The sequence below is a fragment of the Geomicrobium sp. JCM 19039 genome (assembly GCF_000698145.1).
Classification (GTDB): Bacteria; Bacillota; Bacilli; order Bacillales; family Marinococcaceae; genus Geomicrobium_A.
In genome coordinates this window covers 37,897-61,642 of record NZ_BAXB01000022.1, presented here as the reverse complement: position 1 = coordinate 61,642, position 23,746 = coordinate 37,897, and the positions used below count along the sequence as shown (strand labels likewise).

The 23,746-nt window shown below is 44.3% G+C and carries 22 protein-coding genes, 1 tRNA gene and 3 pseudogenes; 1 reads left to right on the top strand and 25 read right to left on the bottom strand.

Annotation, left to right across the window (positions count from 1 at the left end; genetic code table 11):
* Nucleotides 1-228: 228 nt before the first annotated feature.
* From lysS to mazG, 25 genes and pseudogenes are all read right to left on the bottom strand, one after another.
* Entirely contained in the window at nucleotides 229-1,734 is a 1,506-nt protein-coding gene (gene lysS, locus JCM19039_RS17235; protein WP_042429490.1) for a lysine--tRNA ligase, read from the bottom strand.
* 174 nt (nucleotides 1,735-1,908) lie between these two features.
* A complete protein-coding gene (locus JCM19039_RS17230; RefSeq protein WP_042402440.1) occupies nucleotides 1,909-2,118 on the bottom strand; it encodes a helix-turn-helix domain-containing protein in 210 nt (69 codons plus the stop codon).
* The gene (gene folK / locus JCM19039_RS17225) at nucleotides 2,070-2,603 is read right to left on the bottom strand and encodes a 2-amino-4-hydroxy-6-hydroxymethyldihydropteridine diphosphokinase (RefSeq protein ID WP_042429487.1); all 534 of its coding nucleotides are present in this window, start codon (nucleotides 2,601-2,603) and stop codon (nucleotides 2,070-2,072) included. The genes JCM19039_RS17230 and folK overlap by 49 nt, the downstream gene beginning before the upstream one ends.
* The gene (folB, locus tag JCM19039_RS17220; protein ID WP_042402434.1) at nucleotides 2,600-2,959 is read right to left on the bottom strand and encodes a dihydroneopterin aldolase; all 360 of its coding nucleotides are present in this window, start codon (nucleotides 2,957-2,959) and stop codon (nucleotides 2,600-2,602) included. Before folB ends, folK begins: the two co-directional genes overlap by 4 nt.
* Nucleotides 2,952-3,797, bottom strand: coding sequence for a dihydropteroate synthase (folP, locus tag JCM19039_RS17215; RefSeq protein WP_152550250.1), 846 nt, complete (start codon nucleotides 3,795-3,797; stop codon nucleotides 2,952-2,954). Before folP ends, folB begins: the two co-directional genes overlap by 8 nt.
* 33 nt (nucleotides 3,798-3,830) lie before the next feature.
* Nucleotides 3,831-4,421: an aminodeoxychorismate/anthranilate synthase component II gene (locus JCM19039_RS17210; RefSeq protein WP_042429484.1), complete on the bottom strand. Its 591-nt coding sequence runs from the start codon at nucleotides 4,419-4,421 to the stop codon at nucleotides 3,831-3,833.
* A gap of 116 nt (nucleotides 4,422-4,537) precedes the next feature.
* Nucleotides 4,538-5,470, bottom strand: coding sequence for a cysteine synthase A (gene cysK / locus JCM19039_RS17205; protein ID WP_042429482.1), 933 nt, complete (start codon nucleotides 5,468-5,470; stop codon nucleotides 4,538-4,540).
* Between the two features lie 98 nt (nucleotides 5,471-5,568).
* Nucleotides 5,569-6,450, bottom strand: coding sequence for an Hsp33 family molecular chaperone HslO (hslO, locus tag JCM19039_RS17200; RefSeq protein WP_042429479.1), 882 nt, complete (start codon nucleotides 6,448-6,450; stop codon nucleotides 5,569-5,571).
* Nucleotides 6,447-7,237 (bottom strand): annotated as a pseudogene (locus tag JCM19039_RS17195) (type III pantothenate kinase). The gene hslO and the pseudogene JCM19039_RS17195 overlap by 4 nt, the downstream one beginning before the upstream one ends.
* Before the next feature lie 73 nt (nucleotides 7,238-7,310).
* Nucleotides 7,311-9,056 carry an ATP-dependent zinc metalloprotease FtsH gene (gene ftsH, locus JCM19039_RS17190; RefSeq protein ID WP_081834585.1) on the bottom strand — a complete coding sequence of 582 codons (1,746 nt, stop codon included), beginning with the start codon at nucleotides 9,054-9,056 and terminating at the stop codon, nucleotides 7,311-7,313.
* Complete coding sequence (locus JCM19039_RS28155) at nucleotides 9,053-9,361, bottom strand: ATP-dependent metallopeptidase FtsH/Yme1/Tma family protein (RefSeq protein WP_042429477.1); 309 nt, start codon at nucleotides 9,359-9,361, stop codon at nucleotides 9,053-9,055. Before JCM19039_RS28155 ends, ftsH begins: the two co-directional genes overlap by 4 nt.
* A 66-nt stretch (nucleotides 9,362-9,427) precedes the next feature.
* Nucleotides 9,428-9,969: pseudogene (hpt, locus tag JCM19039_RS17180) on the bottom strand (hypoxanthine phosphoribosyltransferase).
* A gap of 28 nt (nucleotides 9,970-9,997) precedes the next feature.
* Nucleotides 9,998-11,389 carry a tRNA lysidine(34) synthetase TilS gene (tilS, locus tag JCM19039_RS17175; RefSeq protein ID WP_042429475.1) on the bottom strand — a complete coding sequence of 464 codons (1,392 nt, stop codon included), beginning with the start codon at nucleotides 11,387-11,389 and terminating at the stop codon, nucleotides 9,998-10,000.
* The gene (locus tag JCM19039_RS17170) at nucleotides 11,373-11,825 is read right to left on the bottom strand and encodes a threonine/serine exporter family protein (protein WP_307189820.1); all 453 of its coding nucleotides are present in this window, start codon (nucleotides 11,823-11,825) and stop codon (nucleotides 11,373-11,375) included. Before JCM19039_RS17170 ends, tilS begins: the two co-directional genes overlap by 17 nt.
* Before the next feature lie 7 nt (nucleotides 11,826-11,832).
* Nucleotides 11,833-12,594 (bottom strand): threonine/serine exporter family protein, encoded by a 762-nt coding sequence (locus JCM19039_RS17165; RefSeq protein ID WP_042402412.1) that lies wholly within the window; start codon nucleotides 12,592-12,594, stop codon nucleotides 11,833-11,835.
* A gap of 22 nt (nucleotides 12,595-12,616) precedes the next feature.
* On the bottom strand, nucleotides 12,617-13,606 hold the full coding sequence (locus tag JCM19039_RS17160; protein ID WP_042429472.1) for a hypothetical protein: 990 nt from the start codon (nucleotides 13,604-13,606) through the stop codon (nucleotides 12,617-12,619).
* A complete protein-coding gene (locus tag JCM19039_RS17155) occupies nucleotides 13,566-14,306 on the bottom strand; it encodes a VWA domain-containing protein (protein ID WP_042429470.1) in 741 nt (246 codons plus the stop codon). Before JCM19039_RS17155 ends, JCM19039_RS17160 begins: the two co-directional genes overlap by 41 nt.
* A gap of 69 nt (nucleotides 14,307-14,375) precedes the next feature.
* Complete coding sequence (gene spoIIE, locus JCM19039_RS17150) at nucleotides 14,376-16,874, bottom strand: stage II sporulation protein E (protein ID WP_042429468.1); 2,499 nt, start codon at nucleotides 16,872-16,874, stop codon at nucleotides 14,376-14,378.
* Between the two features lie 286 nt (nucleotides 16,875-17,160).
* Nucleotides 17,161-17,237: transfer RNA gene (locus tag JCM19039_RS17145), tRNA-Met, on the bottom strand.
* Nucleotides 17,238-17,378: 141 nt separating this feature from the next.
* The gene (locus JCM19039_RS17140; protein ID WP_042402405.1) at nucleotides 17,379-17,777 is read right to left on the bottom strand and encodes a S1 domain-containing RNA-binding protein; all 399 of its coding nucleotides are present in this window, start codon (nucleotides 17,775-17,777) and stop codon (nucleotides 17,379-17,381) included.
* Between the two features lie 102 nt (nucleotides 17,778-17,879).
* Nucleotides 17,880-18,281, bottom strand: coding sequence for a septum formation initiator family protein (locus tag JCM19039_RS17135; RefSeq protein ID WP_042429465.1), 402 nt, complete (start codon nucleotides 18,279-18,281; stop codon nucleotides 17,880-17,882).
* A gap of 42 nt (nucleotides 18,282-18,323) precedes the next feature.
* Nucleotides 18,324-18,862: pseudogene (gene yabQ / locus JCM19039_RS22490) on the bottom strand (spore cortex biosynthesis protein YabQ).
* A 32-nt stretch (nucleotides 18,863-18,894) separates the two neighbouring features.
* On the bottom strand, nucleotides 18,895-19,200 hold the full coding sequence (gene yabP, locus JCM19039_RS17125) for a sporulation protein YabP (protein WP_042429463.1): 306 nt from the start codon (nucleotides 19,198-19,200) through the stop codon (nucleotides 18,895-18,897).
* 847 nt (nucleotides 19,201-20,047) lie between these two features.
* Nucleotides 20,048-20,317: an RNA-binding S4 domain-containing protein gene (locus JCM19039_RS17120; RefSeq protein WP_042402396.1), complete on the bottom strand. Its 270-nt coding sequence runs from the start codon at nucleotides 20,315-20,317 to the stop codon at nucleotides 20,048-20,050.
* Nucleotides 20,314-21,807 carry a nucleoside triphosphate pyrophosphohydrolase gene (gene mazG / locus JCM19039_RS17115; RefSeq protein WP_042429461.1) on the bottom strand — a complete coding sequence of 498 codons (1,494 nt, stop codon included), beginning with the start codon at nucleotides 21,805-21,807 and terminating at the stop codon, nucleotides 20,314-20,316. The genes JCM19039_RS17120 and mazG overlap by 4 nt, the downstream gene beginning before the upstream one ends.
* Nucleotides 21,808-21,899: 92 nt before the next feature.
* Here mazG and JCM19039_RS17110 point away from each other — a divergent pair, with 92 nt between their 5' ends.
* Nucleotides 21,900-23,495 carry a glutathione ABC transporter substrate-binding protein gene (locus JCM19039_RS17110; protein WP_042429459.1) on the top strand — a complete coding sequence of 532 codons (1,596 nt, stop codon included), beginning with the start codon at nucleotides 21,900-21,902 and terminating at the stop codon, nucleotides 23,493-23,495.
* Nucleotides 23,496-23,746: the final 251 nt, after the last annotated feature.

The following is a 23,746-nucleotide window of genomic DNA, read 5'->3' as shown; positions in this document are numbered from 1 at the left end:
TTTTTTGTTTCTTTTTTGTTGTTACTGTCGGTGTTTCGGCCTCTCTTGCGGCGACTCTTAATATACTACCACCAACCGATAGGCACGTCAATATTTTTTCATATTGTTTTTTTCGTGTTTTTGTTCGGTTGTTTTTGGGACAAATAGTAATATATCATCTCCGTAAAACGTGTGCAAGAGAAAATCTAAAAAATCCAGTAGTGAATATTCACTACTGGATTCGTTCTTCTATTCATCTTTACTTTTCATCTGAGGGAACAATAGAACGTCTCGGATAGAAGCTGAGTTTGTTAGCAGCATAACCAGACGGTCAATCCCTATTCCTAGTCCACCCGTTGGTGGCATTCCATACTCGAGCGACTCTAAGAAATCCTCATCTAGTGGATGGGCTTCATCATCTTCCCCTCGTTCTTTAGCGAGCACCTGCTCTTCAAATCGGGCGCGTTGGTCGATTGGATCGTTCAACTCTGTAAACGCATTAGCATGTTCTCTAGCTACAATAAACAACTCAAATCGATCTGTGAATCTTGGGTCCTCTGCATTCTTCTGAGCAAGCGGTGATACTGCAAGTGGCTGCCCATACACAAATGTAGGTTGGATTAACTTCTCTTCAACGAGTTGTTCAAAAAACTCATTCACGACGTGGCCAAAGCCCATGTGTTTCTCGACATGAACCCCATGCTCCTTCGCAAGCTGTCTCGCTTCTTCATCCGTTAAGTCTGCCCATAAGTTTACACCAGTCTCTTCTTTAATGATGTCTACCATATGAACTCGGCGCCATCCCGTCGAAAGGTCGATTGTATGCTCTCCATATTGGACTGTCGTTGAACCATGGATTTGCTTAGTAATATGAGCGACCAGGTTTTCAGTGAGGTTCATGATGTCTTTATAGTCCGCATAAGCTTCATACAACTCAATCATTGTAAATTCAGGGTTATGACGGGTGGATACGCCTTCGTTCCGAAACACCCTGCCGATTTCATACACTTTCTCCATTCCTCCAACAATTAACCGCTTCAAATGGAGTTCAATAGCAATTCTCATGTACAGCTCTATATCTAAAGCGTTATGGTGGGTAATAAATGGTCGGGCACTTGCTCCACCAGGAATATGGTGCATCGTTGGGGTCTCTACTTCTAAAAACCCTTGGTCATCTAAATATCTTCTCATTGATTGTAAGATCTTACTTCTTAAAACGAACGTATCCTTTACATCTGGATTGACAATGAGATCTAAATACCGTTGTCGGTAGCGTTGCTCAACATCTTTAAGTCCATGATGCTTGTCTGGCAAAGGACGAAGTGACTTCGTCATTATCTTAAAGTCTTTTGCTTTTACAGATAGTTCGCCTACGTTCGTTTTAAAAGGAACCCCTTCAACCGCAACAATGTCTCCAATGTCAATGGTTTGGAACTTCTCATATTGCTCTTCACCAACTTGGTCTTTGCGAACATACAGTTGAACTTGCCCTTGCAAGTCTTGAACATGAGCGAAGCCAGCTTTACCTTTTCCTCTTTTCGTCATAATTCTGCCGGCGATTGTAACGTGTGCCTCATCCTCTTTTTCAGCGAGTTGCTCTTTACTATATTCATCATAGGCGTCTTGTAGCTCGCTTGTTGTGTGCGTGCGTTCAAATCGCGTACCAAAAGGATTGTACCCCTCTTCTTGTAAGCGCTCGAGCTTCTCAATCCGGACAAGCCTTTGGTCGCTTTGCTGTAATTCTGAATCTGACATTACAAACATCTCCTTTAAGAAATCATATTGAAAAACTGCCAGTCTTCACTGACAGTTGCGTAAGTACAAATGCTTTAACCATTACTACAAGGAAAATCGTCCTCTAATAACACCGTTACAACCCAACATGAAAATGATGAACATACCCTGTTCTATGTCGAGATCCGTTCCACGCTATTTATTCTCCCCGAGCAGTTCATTCACAGGTATTCCCAAAAGATCCGACGCTCGTTCAATAAAATCATCTTCTGCAACACGTGTTCCTCTTTCGATTTCTCCAACGACAGAAACAGACATGTGCATACGATCAGCGAAACTTTGCTGAGTAAAGCCTTTCAGCTTTCGAAAAGCCCGAACTCTTCCTCCTGTCCTTGCTGTTTCCATAATAATACCCCTTTTCTTAATCGTTCCGGTAAAGCTGTATACAACTGCCTTATTGATGTATTAAGAGTTGGTATCTGAACAAAAGGAGCAATTTCTTGCATCGGAGCGAGCACAAATGCCCGGTCTTGCATGCGAGGATGTGGGATACACAACTGTTCCAATTCAATATTCTCATCGTTAAAGAGAAGAATGTCAAGGTCAATTGTTCTCGGTCCATTCCGAATTTCTCGAACACGATGTAGATGTTGCTCTACCTTTTGCAAAAAAAGAAGAAGTTCTTCCGGTCGCAACGAAGTGTTCACGCTAATGACCATATTTAAGAACTCAGACTGCTCAGTGTAACCGACGGGTTCTGTTTCGTATATAGAAGATACTTGTTTCATCTGCACGTGTTCATGTTGATTTATTTCACTTAGTGCTCGGTTTAAGTAGTCTGCTCTTGGTTCAATGTTTGAGCCAAGAGCAATATAAGCTGTGTTAATCATTTTTCCCTCACAATTTCAATGGCTACGTAATTATAGTGACCAGGGATCGGTGGGTCAGGCTTAATGATTTTAACAGTCACACGCTGAACAATTGTAAAAGATGAAAGTAACTCTGAAGCAACATCTTCAGCAATGGACTCAACGAGATCATACGCCTGTCCTTCTACGACTTTCTTCGTAATTTGGTATACTTCGCCATAATCAACACTTTTCTCTAAGTTGTCCGTTTCGGAAGCGGGCTTGAGATCAGTTTCTAATACCACATCGGCTTCAAAGCGTTGACCGAGACGATTCTCTTCTTCAAAAACCCCGTGATACGCATAAAACTTCATTCCATTAACAAAGATTTTATCCAACCGGGTTCACCTGCCCTTTTCCTAACATCGCATCCATCATCTTTGAGGTTCGCGCCATTTCTTTTACGTCATGCACACGCACAATATGGCATCCACGCTCAATACCGAGGGCAATCGTTGCACTTGTACCTTCTAAGCGGTCCTCTGGTGGCGTGTGTAACGTCTGTGCAATCAAGGACTTCCGAGACGTGCCAAGCAAAATTGGAAAGCCTAAGTTTGTAAGCTCATTCAGCCGCCGCATCAGTTCTAAGTTCTGTTCATAAGATTTGGCAAACCCGATGCCCGGATCGATAATGATACGGTCGGTTTGAACACCGGCTCGAACACATATTTGTACACTCTCCTGAAGATCACGAATCACGTCGTCCATGAAATGTGCATACTCTAACGATTGTCTGTTATGAGTAAGGATAATCGGCACGCCTGTTTTTGCTGCAACCTTCGCTATCTCTGGGTCGTATTTCGCTCCCCAAATATCATTGATGATGGCTGCCCCTGCTTCTATGGCTCGCCTAGCTGTCTCAGCTTTATACGTATCAATGGAAATCGGTACATCAACTTCTCCATTAAGCGCTTCTATGACAGGTAGTACTCGTCCGATTTCATCTACTTGCGAGACAGGAGTGAATCCCGGCCGAGTCGACTCCCCACCGATGTCAATAACATCTGCACCGTTAGTAACCATAGCTTTAGCTTGAGCCACAGCTACATCGACCGCTTCGTATCGCCCTCCATCAGAAAAGGAGTCTGGGGTGACATTCAACACACCCATGATGAGTGTCTTCTTCGTAAAGTCTAGCTGCCACTTTCCCCAACTCATCGCATCGGTTGGTGTCATATGCCTTCTTCCTTTCTATCTAACAACATGCCATCACGGTGCGGCAGGAGCTAATGTAGCTTCTGTTTGCAACCATTGCTGCATCATTCGTTTTCCCTCTGTTGTCATAATTGACTCAGGGTGGAACTGCACCCCTTCTGTTGGATGCTCGCGGTGGCGAAAGCCCATGAGCTCACCTTCCTCAGTCCAAGCCGTTGGGAGCAGGCTGTCGGGAAGTGTATCTTGATCAACGGTCAACGAGTGATAACGCATGATTTTTGTATTTTGCGGTATTCCTTTATACAACCCTTTATTGTCGTGAATTAATGATGATGTCTTACCGTGCATTAACCGAGGTGCTTGTTTCACAGAACCTCCAAACACTTGCCCAATCGCTTGGTGACCAAGACAGACACCTAACACAGGAATTTTACCACTGAAATATTCGATAGCTTTTAAGCTAATTCCTGCTTGGTCGGGATAACACGGTCCTGGAGAAATGACAAGACGCTCTGGCCCGAGCTCGATCATATCTTCAAGTGTAATTTCGTCATTACGAAATACCCGGCAGTCCTCACCATACTCACCGAAATACTGTACAAGGTTGTACGTGAAAGAATCATAATTATCAATCATAAGTAACATACTAATTTCCTCCTCAGCTCAGCTAAACTCTACTCATCTTACTATCTCCATAGTTTATCATCTTGTATACAAAAACAAAAGCGACCCCTAAATGGAGCCGCTACTGATACGTTTCTTTACTCGTCATCAAATTGATATAACGGAGTACTCAAGTACCGTTCTCCGTTTGAAGGGATCACAACGACTACTTTCTTGCCTTTGCCAAGCTTCTTCGCTTCTTCAAGTCCTGCGTAAAGGGCCGCACCTGAGGATATTCCCCCGAGCACCCCTTCTTCTTTCGCTGCACGTCGCGCAAACTCAAATGCTTGTTCAGTCGTCACTTGAGTAATCTCATCATAAATGTCTGTGTTTAGAATACCAGGAACAAAACCGGCGCCAATTCCTTGAATCTTATGGGGTCCTTTTTGACCTCCAGATAAAACAGGAGCATCAGCAGGTTCTACGGCGACAATTCTTACGTTCGGGAAGTTTTCTTTCAGCAACCCACCAGCTCCTGTGATCGTACCGCCAGTTCCAATACCAGCAACAAATGAGTCAATTTGACCGTCCACTTGCTTTAACAGCTCTTTACCTGTCGTTTCCCGATGAATATCAACATTCGCTTGGTTTTCGAACTGTTGCGGCATGAAATAACCTTTCTCGTCGGCAAGCTCTTTCGCTTTTCGAATCGCTCCACCCATACCTTCAGGTCCAGGTGTAAGCACAAGCTCAGCGCCATAAGCCTTGAGAAGGTTTCGGCGCTCTTGACTCATCGTCTCCGGCATAACGAGTAACGACCGGTAACCTTTAGCAGCCGCGACCATCGCAAGGCCAATTCCTGTATTCCCACTCGTCGGTTCAATAATTGTATCTTTACCTGGTGAAATCTTACCATCTTGTTCAGCTCTTTCAATCATCGCCAAGCCAATACGGTCTTTCACCGAAGAACCTGGATTGAAGTATTCCAGTTTGAGGTACACATCTGCATCATTTTCCCCAGTGAGTCGATTGATCTTTACAAGCGGTGTATCGCCAATTAACTCAGTAACAGAATTTGCAACTTTACTCATGAATGATAGCCTCCTCAAAATTAATCCCAAGTATTTTTATTGGTATTAGCTCCATTCTAACGGAAGGGCAATTTTCTGTCAATTGTTTCCTGCGCCCATTAATGTGCGTTAGCTTCGTCTTTGAGCTCTTGTAAGTCAACTTCGTTGAAGTCATACTTCTCATTACAAAAATGACACTGCGTCTCTGCCCCGCCGTCTTCTTCAATCATCGATTGAATCTCATCAGAACCAAGACTGACTATGGCTCTAGCAATTCGTTCACGGGAACACTCACATTTAAATGCAACATCCATCGTCTCAAGTTTTTTGTATTCCCCACCTGTTACGGTAGCGATGATTTGCTCTGGAGAATCGCCACGTTCAATGAGCTTAGACACAGGTGGCATCGCCCCAATTTGCTGTTCCACCTTCGTCACCGTCGCATCATCCGCTCCTGGCATGACTTGCAATATAAAGCCGCCCGCGGCTTTAATCGAATGGTCGGTATCCACAAGGACTCCGACACCAACCGATGACGGGATTTGCTCAGATTTCGCAAAGTAATACGTGAAATCTTCCCCTAGCTCTCCAGAAACGATCGGGGAATGACCTGTAAACTGCTCTTTCATTCCAAGATTTTTCGTGATCGCGATATGACCATTTGTTCCTACAGCTCGGGCGACATCAAGCTTTCCGTTTGCATTTAAGTCAAAATGAACAGCAGGGTTGTATACATAACCACGAGTATTGCCGTGAGCATCGCTATCAACGATGATCGGCCCTACCGGTCCATCGCCTTCTACTTTAATTGTCACTTTGTCTTCCCCTTTTAGCATCGCGCCCATCATCGTACCTGTGATCATGGTTCGCCCGAGAGCCGCCGCTGCAGTTGGCCACACTCCATGCCGCCCAACTGCCTCATTTACCATATTCGTTGCTGCGGCTGCATAAATTCGGATTTGGTTATCGTATGCTGATGCTTTTACAAGGTAGTCTTTCAATCGATTTCTCTCCTTTTGTCTCGGTTAACATTTATATCATAGATGTGTTTGAGTCCTTTTAACGTAAGGAACGGGTCAATAATGTCAATCGATGACGCGGAGCGCCCGATCATACGGGCAAGCCTCCAGTCGCAATAACTTGCGGCTTACGTTTAGCTTCTGCTTTCATCCGACCTACAATGCCATCAACTTGCCCGACATACCCATAATATATGCCTGATTGCATCGCCGTAATCGTATTCCGACCGACCACTGCCTTTGGTTCTTGAATTTCAATATGCGGAAGTTTTGACGCTTGAGAATACAGTGCATCGGTTGAAATAGAAATCCCTGGAGCAATGGCCCCACCTACATAATTTTCCCGCTCATCAATATAACAAAACGTTGTCGCCGTTCCAAAATCAACGATGATTAACGGTGCTTTGTATTCACGAATGGCTGCAACCGCATTAACAATCCGGTCGGCTCCGACGTCTTTTGGATTATCATACAATATGTTCAATCCCGTCTTAATTCCAGGGCCGACAACCATTGCTTCTGTTTGAAAATATTTCTCCGTCATATGTTGAAGCGCAAACATGAGCGAAGGAACGACTGAAGAAATCATCACGCCTCGTATATCTTTAGAGGACACGCCTTCGTTCTGTAGCAACGTTTGCATGAGCATTCCATATTCATCTTCAGTCCGATTTTGATTCGTCGTGAGCCGCCAATAATGAAGGAGCTCTTCACCCTCGTATACCCCAAACACAATATGTGTATTCCCTACATCAATGACAAGTTCCATCCGTTCACCCCGTTTCCTCTAAGCATTCATAAGAAAAGAGGGACGCCGGTATGACATCCCTCTTCTTCATCGTTTACGACTTTCGGTCATCCTCATCTGATGATTTCTCATCCTCATGAGTGGATTCATTTGTTGCTTCATCATCTTTAGATACGTCTTCGTCAACAGGTGGCTCTTCTTCTTTCGAATGAATGTTCACCTTAACATTCTCATCGTCGACATGATCTTGTGTTGATGAGCTTTCAATTGCATCAGATTGCTTTTGATTGGAGTGATGGTTCTCCGGCAACTTCCCATCCTCAACAAGAGAATAAATCTGCTCTGCATCTAATGTTTCAAGCTCTAGCAACTTCTCGGCAACGAGTTCGAGTTTATCTTTGTTTTCGGTAAGAATCTGTTTACAACGATCATAGCTTTCTTTAATAATCGACTGGATTTCTCGGTCGATTTCGAATGCGATCGCATCAGAGTAGTTTTGCTCATTTTGGATGTCGCGACCGAGGAAGACTTGACCGCCACTTGATGAGCCAAACTGCAACGGTCCAAGCTTTTCGCTCATCCCGTACTCTGTAACCATCTTACGGGCAATGGCCGTCGCTCGTTGGAAGTCATTATGAGCGCCTGTACTCGCTTCACCGAAGATCACATCTTCGGCCACCCGCCCACCGAGCAAACCAACAATCTTATCCATTAATTCGGGTTTCGTCATGAAATAACGGTCTTCTTTAGGAAGCATCATGGCATAACCACCCGCTTGCCCACGAGGGACAATCGTTACTTTATGAACTGCATCTGCGTTCTCTAGCTTCACACCGACCACGGTATGACCTGCTTCATGGAACGCGACAATGTTTCGTTCTTTCTTTGAAATGACTCGTGTCTTCTTCGCAGGTCCTGCGACAACACGATCTATCGCCTCTTCAATATGAACCATCCGAATATCGGTTTGATTCGAACGAGCAGCAACGAGCGCTGCTTCATTTAAGAGGTTCTCCAAGTCAGCACCTGAGAATCCTGGCGTACGTTGAGCCACAACTTCAAGTTTGACATCTTCATTCAACGGTTTGTTCTTCGCATGCACACGAAGCACATCCGCACGTCCTTTAACATCTGGGGCACCGACAGTAATTTGTCGGTCAAAACGTCCCGGACGCAGGAGCGCAGGGTCCAATACATCGGCACGGTTTGTCGCAGCAATAATAATAATTCCTTCATTGCCATCAAAACCATCCATCTCAACGAGCAACTGGTTCAACGTTTGCTCACGCTCATCGTGACCGCCACCGACACCCGCTCCACGCTGACGGCCGACTGCGTCAATCTCATCAATAAAGATGATACATGGCGCATTGTTTTTCGCGTTGCTAAAGAGATCACGCACACGAGAAGCACCAACACCAACAAACATCTCGACAAAGTCCGAACCACTGATCGAGAAGAACGGTACGCCTGCCTCACCTGCAACAGCACGACCGAGTAGGGTTTTACCTGTACCTGGTGGTCCAACTAACAACACACCTTTTGGTATTCTCGCACCAATGTTTGAGAATTTACGAGGATCTTTTAAGAAATCAACAACTTCAACGAGTTCTTGCTTCTCCTCTTCGGCACCAGCAACATCTTTAAACCGAGCTTTCTTTTTATCTTCTTGATACATTTTGGCTTTACTCTTGCCAAAGTTCATGACTCGACTTCCGCCACCTTGCATTTGGCTCAGTAGGAAGAAGAAGAGAATAAAGATAATGATAAACGGCAGCATTGCTGTTAAGAACTGGAGCCACCCACCTGATTCTTGGGCAGGCTCAGAATCCCCCATCATAAGATTAGGTTCGTTTGAAACTCTTCAACAAGCATATCTGTAATCACTTGTGATTGTAGAATATGTGCTTGGAATGTATTCGGATCATCTTCAGTACCACCTGCGAGTTCACCTTCAATGAAGTAAACGTCTAACTCAGGTTGTACCGTCATTGATACAATTTCATCTTGATCTAGAACTTCTAAAAACTCTTGGGTTGTCAGCACTTCTGAATCGCCGACATCATCGTTGAACATGTTAACGACCCCAACAAGGATCAATACGATGACACCCCAAAATAATGTATATCTAACCGCCCGACTCATTCGAGACCTCCTCCCGCTTGTCACACAATACAGGTAATATTATCACACTAAATGAAAAAGCCATAATCAAGAGTCCTGATAGATTTCTGGTTTTAGAATACCGATATAGGGGAGGTTGCGATAACGCTCTGCAAAGTCAAGGCCATAGCCTACAACAAAAGCGTCCGGCACAGTAAATCCGGCTAGCTCAGGAACAATATCAACTTTACGCCCTTCCGGTTTATCGAGAAGCGTTACAATTTTAACCGACTTAGCACCACGGTGTTCTAGCAAACTGACGAGATAGCTAAGCGTGAGACCACTATCAATGATGTCCTCAATAATTAATACATCGCGCCCTTCAACTGAAGCGTCTAGATCCTTTACAATCTTAACTTCTCCAGAAGATCTCATTTTATTTCCGTAGCTAGAAACATCCATGAAATCAATTTCGACATGTGTATCGATGCAGCGGGTTAGGTCGCCATAAATGGCAATGCACCTTTAAGTACACCGATCAATAGAGGAAACTTATCATTATATTCTTCTGTAATTTCCTTACCTAGCTCCTTGCACTTTTCCTCAATTTCTTCAGCGCTAATTAATACTTCTTCAATTTCATTCCTCATCGAACTTAAACACCCTCGTTTCCATTACTCAAAGATTTACGGTTCGTTGGATTGTCATGCGAATGTATGAAGATTGTGATTGCTCTTCTGCGATTGTGCTGTTCTTCAACTTCGGAATCCAAATAATTTGCCCGTGATCATCGGTTATGATCGGCCAACTTGCTCGCTCTTCTTTCGGTATCTTCTGATCAATAAATACTTGTTTGACCTTTTGAGTGCCAGTCATCCCCTTCGGTTGAATGACATCTCCTGGCAACCTTGATCGCACAAACAAGGGCACCGTCACGTGTTCCATAGGAATATGACACTCCATCAACGATGCTGAGCGCCTTTTTTCTGTCTGTTCAAATGTAATCGCGCCAATCGAGGTTTGTACGACCGTTGGCCATTCATTCACACGGACGGTCTCTTGTGGCCGTTGCGCAAAAGGCTTTCCGTACGTAAATCGAATTTGATCGTAGCTCCTTGACACTTTCAAACCTTCCGGCAATTGAATTTCTGCAGAAGAACGGTCGGCATGTAAAAGGCGGAGACATTGATCACTATGTACCCGTGATACCAAGACATTTTTGTTTCGGTATAGATAGTTCAATAGTAAGTGAAACGCCCGCCGTTGTAAAGGAATAGGGTGGATTCGAAAAGGGTGAATGTGAAGGATGTGACCTTCTTCTTGTTTAAATACACATTGTTGTAATATTTTTTCCGCCTCAGCTTCTATGTATACCCTTTGTTCTTCATAGTCATCAACAAAATGCTGGAAAGATACATGCAAACGCCTGTTTTCATCTTTGAGCTTAGGTAGAACTGCCTGACGGAATCGATTTCTCGTATAGTGTTGATCCTCATTTGATGCATCTTCACACCACGGAATTTGTTCAGCACGGGCGAGTTCATAAATATCCTCTTTTGCTAAGCATAATAGCGGTCGTACGAGTTGACCTCGTCCAAACGCACGCACTTTCGGAATGCCTAGCCCCCCTCCACTATACCCTCGCGTCACTCGCATTAGCACGGTTTCTACTTGGTCATCTCCGTGGTGTCCCGTCATAATATAATGCGCCCGTTCCTTCTCCATTACTTCCTCAAAGAACTGATAGCGAAGCTCTCTAGCCAATGGTTGAACCGATTGGCCAGCGTCGTTGTTTGCCTTTTGTTTTTCATGTACGTGTAAATGTTTCGTATATAGTTTGATGTGTCGCTGCTCACAATAGTGACGAATAAATGACAATTCTTCATTCGAAGCATCTCTTAACCCATGATGCGCATGCGCCACTACAATGTGTATATTATATAACGACTCACGTCGGAGCAACCATTCTAACAACAGCATAGAGTCAACGCCAGTCGAAACAGCTACGATGATCGTTGAATCTTTCGTGATTAAATCGTTCGTCTGAACAAAATCATCGATTCGTTTCATATCTTTGCCCGACTCCTCTTCCTATTGAAAAAATCGATAACGCAAACGCTAATCCACCTGCAATTGCTCCTGCTTGAAGCAGCGTACCCGCTGTTTGAGCCAATCCTTCAACATAATCCCCTTGTACAAATGCCAACATCGTCTCATATGCACGTCCTCCGGGGACGAGGGGGATAATGCCTGGGATGGTGAATGTCGTGACCGGCACCCGCTTCTTTCGTGCGCACCAATGACTTATGAGTGCAGAAGTAAACGCGGCGACTGCCGCTGCAGGCACTGGACCGACTCCTGTTACCGGTAAGAAGCTAAACACGCTCCAAGATGTAATCCCAATAAGCCCAATCATCCAAAGCAGCTGATAAGGAATGTTGAAGATAATGGCAAACGCGATCGTTGCAACTCCGCAAATGATGAGTTCCCAAATCAAACTGCACACCCCTTGTCTACGAAATAAATAATGAAACGGCAGTCGCTACACCTGCTGCGATCGATAATGACGTTAGTGCAGCTTCAGCACCACGTGCCAGCCCCGAGATGAGGTCACCAGCCATCAAGTCCCGGACAGAGTTTGTTAATGGCACACCAGGAACGAGGGGAATGACCGAACCGATAATAATTTGATCCAAATTCGTACCAAACCCTGAATGAACAAGAATTAATGCTGTAATTCCACCAAAGAAGGCGGCGAGATATTCAGAGAAGAATTTTGCTTGCAAGTAGTGCTGAAACAAAACGAGTGCAAGCGTTGAGACGAGACCACCGATCGATGCGGGCAACATATCAAACATCGAATTGCCAATGAGGTAGGAAAACGCCCCTCCTCCTACCGCTGAGGCAAGGTAAATCAACCATAACGGATAATTCATCGGCTGTTTTTCAATGCGTTTTAACTCTGCTCGTGCTTCTTGGATTGTCATACTTCCAGAAACAAATTCTCTAGATAGATGATTCACTTCTGTTACTTTGCTTAAATCTTGAAAACGATCAACGATCCGAATCATTTGCATCACATCGTCATCATCGTCAAGCATGCCCGACAGGAAGATACCTGTCGTAGTTACAAAGCTGTTCACGTCTCTCATGCCACCTGCCACAGCCATCCGCTTCATCGTATCTTCCACACGATACGTTTCGGCCCCGTACATAAGCATGAGCTTACCGGCAGTGAGGCACAGTTCAATTAACCTGTCATTTTTCGTTGTCATTTGGACCGCCCTTTACCGGATCTTAAATCAATTGTCCCACCAAGTATAAAATAGAAGTAATGATCAGGAAAGAGATGACTAAAATTACATCAACAATTCCAACCATCGGCACGGTTTTCTTCGGACGACGCGTGTTCGTAGCCGCCGGTTTTTTTGCTTTCTTTTTAGGGGGGGACGTGGTTGTTGACTCCATGCTCTCTGCCGTTTGGATCATCTTCATGAGAGCGACCCTCATATCATCAGCGTTCGTATAATACCCCGTGAGTGCACGCTTTAGCCATTGTCGGTACGGTCGCAACCTGGCGTGTTGTTCAATATGTTTAGAGATCGTCTGCCACCCGTCTTTGTCTCGCTCAAACCGTTGTCTGCTTAAAAGATGGATAAACACCATCCCCGCAGAGAAGAGATCATACTGCTCATCGGCTTTTCGATCACCCATCCCCCAATAGCCCCGATCAAAGAATTCCGTATACTCTTTTACCGCTCTACCTTTAATTGTCGTTCCCCCGACGTCCAACCAGCGGATTCGAAATGGCGGACCTGTCACGATCAAATTGTCCGGTTTTAAGTCTCCAAACACCCAACCGGCTCGGTGTAACCGGGACAAATCCCCAAGCAACTGAACGATAAGCACAGGCGCCCACTCTTTCCCATGACGCTCAACATGTTTAAACACCGTTGTGCCTTGCAAATATTCCATCACATAAAAAGGGAAGCGTTCACCATACACGAAAAGATCATCGGCATCGACAAAAGAAGGACCAAGTATTTGCCCTTGGACCTTCTCAAAGTGCTTGAGCACATTCACTTCTGACGTAATGGACATGCTGTTATGACCGACTTTCAGCGCAAAATATTGTTGATTTTGTTCGACTAAGAATACCGCTCCGGTTGCGCCTCTACCGAGTGGACGAATGACTGTGTAGCTATTTCGGTTCCATTTGCCGGTGATTTTTTGACCTTTTGGTAAATTAGGAGCCTCGTTCTTCGAGGTCGAGTTCATCTTCTCCATCAAAGATCATACTCCTTCTTTTCAACGTACGAAATTCATTGACGGCTGCCCGAAGTGCGGGTCCTGTCGGAGTAATACCACCTGCCGCAATTTTATTGAAGAGGCCGGTCATCTCTGTAATGCCTGTCGTCCAGCCTCGGAGCGTTTCAACATCTTTTCTCTTGCCTGGGAAGGTGAGCAACGTATACTGGTTGCTTCCACTTCTTGAATCCATCGATATGGAAAGGTCGACGAGTGCTTCTTGCACGGTTTGTAGTTTGTTTCGCATGCTCGCACTGGCATCCACAAGAATGACCACTTCAAGATTGGCACTCTCGCCGAGCTCGTCAACCACCTCCATCACTTCACCCCGTTTTTCTGGTGGGAGTTCATCCCACTCTTGGTCTTTCCCTAAAATTTGTGATAATTCTTTATTCACAACACCTTGAAGTGTCTGGGTCATCGCTTGTCTCGTCACCATTTGCACTGTTTTTGCAAGCTGTTTCATATAGACAATTTGGCTAATTCCGCCTCCAGACTCTGCAATTGATTCAATTTCTCGACTAGCTTTTTCGTTCAACGTTCCTTCTTCTAATACCCCAATCACATTAACCGTAATATTTTCTTCCCTTGCTAGTGCCGCAACAGCAGCGGGGTCTCCACCTTCATTTGAACACCCATCGGTTAATAACAGAATTTGACGTAACGTGCCTGCACTCATCCTCTTTTCCTCCCTAATCTGAGTCATCGTCTTTTCTCCATCTTTGACGATAAAGGAGGTGCCTATACGTTACTGGGCTTGCTTATACACAGGCGGCTTCCATTTATTCATCGGGATGGTTGCCCACCTAGGGGTATTTCTTTTAATTTTTGTGACGACAACCGTCATGTCATCTCCAATTGTGCCTTCACTCACACGAATGACCTCTTCTAAAAGTAAATCCGATAACTCTTGCGGGTCATCGGTCTCCATCTCAGCAATAATGCGCTTCATCCATCGCTCTTTATTCTCAATAAACTTCGGTCCGTCAAACATCCCATCACTCATCATAATTAATAAATCTTCATCTTGTAGCGTCTCGGTCACCACATCAAAGTTCGCTTCTGAGATAATGCCCATAGGTAAGTTTGCAGATTCCACACTGAACACATGCCCAGCTCGTTTAATGAAACTCGGCATTGAACCAATCTTAATAAATGACGTGTCTGCCGTTTGCAAATCAATCATCGTTAAATCGAGTGTCGAAAACATTTCTTCGTCCGCTCGTAACGATAAGACGGAGTTCATCGATTGGATGGCTACTTTCTCATCAATACCTGATTGCAACAGGTTTTCTAAAAGATTAAGTGTCGCTTTGCTCTCTTCGTACGCTTTCTTTCCATTCCCCATACCATCACTAATTGCAACAGCAAACTTCCCGTACCCAAGCTGCATCGCAGCATGATTGTCCCCAGAAAGCCACGCCCCCCCTTGCGCAACCGTCGCGGAACCTCGGTCAATTGTATACGTTTTCGCCGATACAAAGCTCACTTTACTAAAGGCATCTACTCCCCTTTCCCGTTCTTCTTCATCGACAATAATGTGATCACTTAATATCCCCGATAACATCGGTGCGATGAGCTTCTCTGCTTCCTCAATGCCTAGATGCTCCCCAAGCTCAATTTCAATACGAACATCACGCGGGGTGAGGTTGTACACTTCAACTTGTCCAATATCGATGCCGGCGTCGTGTAACGCAGTATGAATTTGTTCCTCTTGTTGCTCATGCGCTTCTTTTTCTTTTTGAATCTCTTTTGCAAAGTCTCCCATCACTTGCGATACTCCTTGCAATTGGTCGGCAACGAGACGCCGGCTCTCTTCTAATTGCCGGGCATATACTTTTCGAAGTTCATGAGGCCCCCACTGTTCTTTCATCGTTTTCGCAATACGGTCAGGATAGATGCAATGCCGTTTTAATTTTTCATAAGACCGAGTGCTTACCCGTTCATCTTCTTCAATATCTGTCATAACTTGGCCCATCAGATCATAGGTTGTATCAAAACGTTCCACCCAACACGTTTCCTTTCGAAAGCACTTCTGACAAGTGGAAGACGTAATATCAGCAAGGAATCGATCACCGTCAACGTTCTTATCCTGAAGGTGTGAGGATTCTCGATCGTTTGTAAAGCTCGATGATAACGTTGAAAAAAGATCTGAAAACCGTTCTACCCTAGCCGCCGTTACATCTCGAATTTTCCTCATGTACCGTTGTTGTTCGTGGGAGTGTTCAACCGTACCAGGAACGTATTTAGCTAAGTACTGAATCGCACTTTTAGGCGTGAGTAAGAACAACGCAATTGCCGCAACCGATTCCATGACGGTAATGCCTGCACTGCCAAGCCCTTGCCCATACAGAGCAATGAGTGCCGTTCCAACAAACAGACCGAAGCTGACACCGAGTTTGTTCCCATCTTTTAATAGACCACCTAATAGACCAGCAAACGCTAATAAGCTCATTTGATATAAATTCACGACTGTCGCAAGACTAAGAATTAGCCCTGTCACCACCCCGACAGTAGAACCGATCGCTGCTCCTCCAGCAAGAGCAAATAACAACACTAAGTATCTGGCTAACACATGTTCAGCACCTAACCCGTAGATGACCCAACCAATTGCTCCTGTCATTACCGACGCAATAAGAATGACGAAACAAACAATCTCTTCATTCTTTAATGCCCGTTGTTTTCTTCTTGGTGACAATAGAGGTAAACTTTGCAAAAAGATCATTGTGAGCATAAGTGCTAATCCAGCTTCAATCGCACCCATAAATAGGTGATACTGACTTACTGTACCCATCGTAAAGTACGTAATCGCAAGCCTGCTAATAAATGAGGCGGCAAACACGGTCGCCGGAAGCGCCCAACGCGTATTGCTTTTGTACTTACTAACTAGCTGATAAAAAACAAGAAATAAGAACAACCCGGCCAGTACATAAGGAACGTTGAACGTTAGTCCCCAAATCGTTCCGATTAGCACCGCCGTCGCAGCAAGTAAGGCTTTGTTTTTTCGAAGTACGAACACAGCTGCAAAGAACGGCAATGCGAATGGATATAAATCGGAGAGAATTGCCGCCCGGCCAAGCATCACACCTACGATGAATAACAAAAGCCCCCACTTGAGAAAAACAAGATTCGCTCCTTTCTCAAGCTTTTGTACCGAGCGTAACCATAATTGTTTTAACTTACCGAGCCACTCTGAGTAAGGAACAGCTCGTCCAAAATTCCCCTCTGTCGTTCCTTTTTGCAACATAGACGCCCACCACCGTTTTTTTATTCGTGGGTTGAGTATACCCGCATCGGCTCGCGGTGTTTGTCAAAATAGAGAAAGTTGGACAATAATCGTTCGACGAATTTTTATATGATTCTAAAAACGTGAGACAGACGGCAATGTGTGCTCATTACCTTCATGATGAAGGCGCAAATTCAACACATTCAGAGGGGGTTGTTTCGACAAATTACAGTCGCATGGGGCTCGAACGAAGGGAAAAAAGACATAAAAAAAACCATACATGTGTATGGGTACGGATGAATATAAATGGTAGCGGCGGAGGGGATCGAACCCCCGACCTCACGGGTATGAACCGTACGCTCTAGCCAGCTGAGCTACACCGCCATCAAAAACAAGACAAGCTAAATTATAACGAGTAGGACCTAAGAAGTCAATGCTATTTCAACAAAAAAAGAAGTCCTTTCGAAAGAACTTCTGTATACACGTAGATGAACAAGTTCCGTCCTCAGTAATGAAACAGACACGTTACCTGCGGCCACCGCCTTTTCGATTGTCACTCTTCTTGCGAATGGTCGCAAGATTCTCTTCACTGTCTTTTAAGAAACGATTCATTTTATCTTCAAAAGATAACGTCTGTTCTCGCTTCTTAAACGGTTGATTTCTGCGGGGCTTCTCTTCTTGTTTCGGGCGATCCGTTGCTTTTCGGATGGACAGTCCAATCTTTCCGTCATTTTCAACTTTTAGTACCTTTACAGTAACCTCGTCACCAACTTTTACGAACTCATTAATGTCCTTCACGTACTGGTCGGCAACCTCACTGATATGAACGAGACCTGTCTTTCCTCCAGGCAAATCAACAAATGCTCCGAATTTTGTAACACCGGTAACTTTCCCTTGATACTTATTGCCAGTTTCAATCGACATTGACGAAACGTTCCTCCTCATATTAATTGTAAATCATACGTAACACGTATGTATTCCAAGCTTACCCGATATCTATTCTATGATGCAAAAACAGTTGTGTGATTATGAATCTTCGTCTTCCTCATCTTCTTCGTACTCCGGAACTTTGAAAATCGTTTCCCCAGGTTTAGTTAAGTAAAGATCACGACGTGCAACTTCTGCAATATAGTCAATATCATTGTAATTCTCAATCTCTTGCTCCAAACGTTGTTGTTCAAGTTGAAGCTCCGCATACTGTTCATCCAATAGCTGTTGTTCTTTTTCATTCGCATCAATCATCGATTGTTGAGAAACGAGACCGATACTCGCAAAAATAAGAACGACGGCTCCAACGATGCCAATCATCGTCAATCTGCGCCTAAGCCCAATACGCCTTCTCGCTTCCCGAGCAGCTAGCCGTTCCTGTTCTTGCTCATAATGCTTGTCCCGATGAATCGCGGTCACCTTTTTGCGATCTTTAGACATATTGTACCTCCTTTTCGAGCCTCCAAGACGAAGAGAAGACGGCTATCGCTCGTCTTCATCATCACCTTTTGGAGAGAACCATCGGTAGATTCGTTTACTAGATGTCTTCACCTTGTTCACGATCTTCGGTCCTTGAACAAGTTCATAGATCGGTCGGAGAAAAAAGAACAAGATTTTACTTAATTGAACCACAATCCAGTGGAGTACTGTCAAGATAAAATTCAATAGATGTACAATTCCTTGATACAACCATACCACAGGAAGCCATAAGAACAAATAAAAGACTTTCCTTATAAATCGATAAATACCATCAACAACAGTAATAATTCCCTCTAGCAGTTGTAGAAAAACAGGACGAAACGTTAACCAATACACCCAGAACCCAAAGAGGATCGCTATGAAAATATAGATCCGCAATTCGCCATCATTCATATTGAACAATACGTAAAAGACAAGCACAGCCTGTACGATCCAAAACCTAGGTCCAAGATGGCCTGTGGCCATTTGGACCTTACTCGTTGTGGGAGGAGTCGATGATACACATCCAATTGAATTGCAATGAAAGAGCCTGCCGCCAACATGGCCAAAAATGTTTGGAATTGAATGGCCAGTGTCACTTAAATAACTTCCCGAGCATCCCTTTTGGTTTGCCTGCACCGCCCGCATCCACGTAAATGAGATCATCGACCTTCCCGACGATAGACACTAATCCTTCTTCTACGCTCAAGTTCTTCATATGAAGCTCTTGCCCTCGAACTGACAAGAAACCCATAACCGTCTCCAGCAAAAACTCTTCGCTGTCAAAACTCTGCACTTCTTTTACTCCGCTTATTTCGAGCGTCTTTCTGCCTTTCATAACCACTTCATGATGTGCTGATTCCATCGGTTGATAACGTTGATTTGTCGTATATTCAGCCATAAAGAACCTCCTAGCATTCAATATTCAGCTCTCGTTACCAAAATGTATGCACGAATCGTACGGAAAAGAACAAGCTATGTAGGAATGGAGAATTTGTGGTGGCCCGAGCGAGGTCGATTGAGCGTACACACCTCTAATTGCTATACACTTCGTCAACATAGACGTTGGTGAGATTAATAATTCGTGTTCGCTCTCTGTTTAATGAAATTCACTCAATTCAGCACGTTCATAAACATATACTTGTGTTTCCCTTGTTATACATGAATATCATAGGGGATCCCCACATACGCTGACTGAGCATTGGTTCGGGGCGCGGGACGAAAATCCTCCCATAGGTGGTTTTATGGTATGATTTTTCTTGTTTTACAAGGCATATTGTTGAATATTCTCCCATAGAAACGAGAAATTGTACCATAGAATGGCCAATGGTAAGATTTCAGCCTATTACGCTAGAAAACTTGAGGAAATCTTCCCATAGCAGACCACTACCTAATTCAAATCCTACAACGATTGTCTTAACGAGTAACTGAAGTATTGTTTATTTCATTAATTAAGAACGGGACGCCATTTTTCAGTGATCTCTCAAATAGAAAGACGATATCCCGTCATAGAGAGCTCTATGACGGGATATCTGTGAAATAAACGTATTATTTTTCAAAGCCCCCAGAATGATCAGAGGAACGCTTAGCTGATACGTGAGTGAATTTCATAACTTTATGAGGGATCTGCTTAGACCAGTGTTGTTTATTAACTTCCCCTGCAAAGGCGACATCAACTCTCACTGCACCTCGCCTGCATTTGCTCTGTCTAGGTCGATTCATCCCCCCTGCAAAGGAGGGGGGAAAGGTTAGTTATTGTTGTCGTCATGATACTGTTCATTTAACGTTGTGTACATGTGAGCGGCTTGGTCTTTGTGTGCTGCAGATGCGGTAGATTCGACCCGCACCGTTAGCGTCTTCTTACCGAAGCGAATCGCAATTTCGTCGCCAGGGATAACTTCTGTTCCAGCTTTGGCTGCATTGCCGTTCACTTGAATTCTTCCTGCACCGGCGACTTCTTTTGCCACTGTTCTTCGCTTAATGATTCTTGATACCTTCAGAAATTTATCGATTCTCATCGGTGATCCTCCCTGGTTTTTGCCTCTCTCCACAAGGCATCCATTTCCTCTAGATTGCTATCGTTTGGCGTTTTATTCTCTTCTTTTAAGCGATCTTCAATATACGAAAAGCGGGTTTTAAATTTATGATTTGTCATAAGCAAAGCTTCTTCGGGCTGGAGTTTGTAAAATCTCGCAAGGTTGACGATGATAAACAACACATCACCTAATTCTTTCTTCGACTCGGTGTCAGACCCTGTGGCTAGTGCTTCTTGCCATTCCTGGATCTCTTCTTGGAGCTTTTCCCACATCGGCTCTGCCTCACGCCAAGTAAAGCCCGCTTTGGCCGCTTTTTTCTGCAGTTCATACGACGTCATGATTGCAGGCATGGATGTTGGAATCTCATCTAGCAGCTTTTGATCTGTTTCTTTTTCACGCTGTTTAATCTGCTCCCAGTTCGACACGACTTGTTCTGACGTAATGTCCTCACTGTGTGAATCCTCATGAAACACGTGTGGATGTCTTCGAATCATCTTCTCAGTGAGGGTACGGATAACGTCATCAACAGAGAAATAACCTTCGTCTTCTCCGATTTGACTGTGTAACATCACTTGCAGCAAAACGTCGCCTAGCTCTTCGACTAAGTGGTCATCGTCTTCTTCATCAATCGCTTCCAACACTTCGTACGTCTCTTCCAGCAAATACTTTTTCAATGATGTGTGTGTCTGTTTTTGGTCCCACGGACAACCGCCAGGTCCGCGCAACGTTGCAATGACGTCTCGTAACGTTTGGAATGTGTGGTAACGCTCCTCTAGGTCGCTTATAGGAGGAACATAAACAACTGCAAGATTCGTCATCTCAAAGTCATGATCCAATGTATACAAGGGAACTTCTTTGACTGATTCTTCATCATTTCCTGCACTCACGACGACTTTGACGATATAATCATCTGGAACTTGCTCCATCAGTTCGAGCTTTACGTTGGAAGCACTGATTGAATCATACACTTGTGTAACAATGAGATGGTTTGTTACTTGCCAATCTCGCCCGCGAAATTGCGTACCATCAAGCAGTTGCATCCCTTCACTGGGATCAATGCGAAGGACGTTAAATACTGGATCCAAAAAGCTTTGTCCTCCCACAATCGTCAAGGTGATCTCACCTTTTCTTTCAGCGTCAATCAGACGTTGGACCGTTTCTTCGGCAACAAGTGGATGACCTGGCACAGCATAAAACACCGTCTTCTCAGGCGTATCTTTCGCTTTCTCTATTAACTGCTCGGCAATCGCTTCATACACTGGGCCAAACGTTCCATGTGCTTCGTATATATGATCAAAGGATTCCATTTGGATGTGAAGGTCCTCAAGTTCACGTACGACAGGATGTGCTTTCGTACGCAAGTATAGAAGGTCTGTCGCTTGTAGTTGTCGGTAGGTGGAAAGTGTCATTTGATCAAGCGTTCCCGCCCCGAGTCCAAATACACAAATTGTTGGAAATTTCGCCAATGACATCTCCTCGTTTCTATTGCTTGTCTGTGTTATTATATCATAGGTAATGCCTCAATCATCTCAGATGCACCATACTATAATTGGAGGAATGAGTAATGACAAGTAAGAAACACTTATTTGCCGGAATTGCTGGTACGGCAGTTTTACTTGCTGGATGTACATCAGACCCTGGTGACGTTGACGAAAGCGCTGCAGGTAGTGACGACCAAGGGGAAGTTGCAGGTGGGGATAATTTTGTAATGGCAGTATCTTCTGATATTGACACACTGGACCCTCACTTTGCTACAGACGTACCTTCTTCTCAAGTCACAACGAATATTTATGAGACACTCGTTGAACATGACGAGAACATGGAAGTTGTTCCTGCACTTGCCGAATCATTCGAAATTATTGATGACCTTACTTGGGAATTTAATATCCGTGAAGGGGTTACATTCCATGACGGTGAACCGTTAGATGCAGAAGCGGTTGTTACTTCTTTTGATCGTTTGTTTGATTCAGATGAGCTAAAACCACGCGCCAACATGTTTGAGCTCGTTGAAGATGTGATTGCGGTTGATGACTATACTGTTCATTTTGAATTAAGTGAACCATTTGCATCGCTTGATGACCACCTTACACATAGTGCCGCTGCGATTATTAGCCCGCAAGCGATTGAAGGCCACGACAATGGTGACGTGTTGCTCGGTACTGAAGCTTATGGTACTGGCCCATTCCAACTTGAGCACTGGGAGCAAGGAAACGCGATTGATTTAGGAAAAAATGAAGATTACTGGGGCGATGAGCCACAAGTAAGCACCGTTTCTTTCAATGTTGTTCCTGAACAGAGCACGAGAATGGGAATGCTCGATCAAGGCGAAGTGCATTTCATTGACCAAATTGAACCTGCAAATGCTGCAAGTGTTGATAACATCAATGGTGCATCTCTCTTGTCTCAAGAACAACTCGGATTCCAATCGATTGCTTTTAACACTGACGTAGAACCATTTGATGACCCTGACGTACGTCGTGCACTTGCGATGGCCATTGATCGTGAAGCGATTGTAGAAGGTTTATACTCCGGTTACGGTCAAGTAGCCAAAGGACCTTTAAGCCCGATTACATTTGGCTATAGTGAAGATACTGAAGCCATTGAACACGATCTTGATGCAGCAGCAGACCTTCTTGCTGAAGCAGGTTATGAAGATGGATTCTCTGCAACACTGTACACGAACGATGAAAACCACTCACGTATTCAATTAGCCGAAGTCGCTCAAGATTACTTTGGTCAAATTGGTGTCGATATTAGCATTGAAATGATGGAATGGGGTACGTATCTAGAGGCGATGAACTCTGGTAATACCGAGATCTTCATCTCTGGTTGGTCTACAGTAACGGCAGATGCAGACTATGCCATGCACCCGAACTTCCACTCAGATAACCTAGGTTCTGAAGGGAATAACTCTTTCTATGTGAATGAAGAAGTTGACGAGCTTCTTGACGAAGCACGTCGCGAAACAGATGATGAAGTTCGTGAAGACTTGTACGCACAAGCTGAACAAATTATCATTAACGACGCGCCACAAATCTTCACTGTTCACAACGATTATATTACTGGAATTTCTGACTCTGTTGATGGGTTTGTATTACAAAATAACGGCATCTATGACTTCAGTAACGTTTCTATTTCTGGAGATGCTGGCGGATACTAAACCGAGATATAATTTATATTGAGGCGACTGAGATAGGTTAAGAAATCGACCGAACTCCACATGGAGTTCGGTCGATTTTGTGTTATAAAGATGAACAAACGACGATTTGTCGTACGCATGGCCGAAGAGATAATAAGCGAGCAATGCTAGTGGGAAGCCTTGATATTAAAGTCTTTTACGGTTGCATCTGCACTCTACCGCGGTTAAGGTGGTGTTTGCTCATATAAGCCTCCAGGTGTGCGACATTTGGG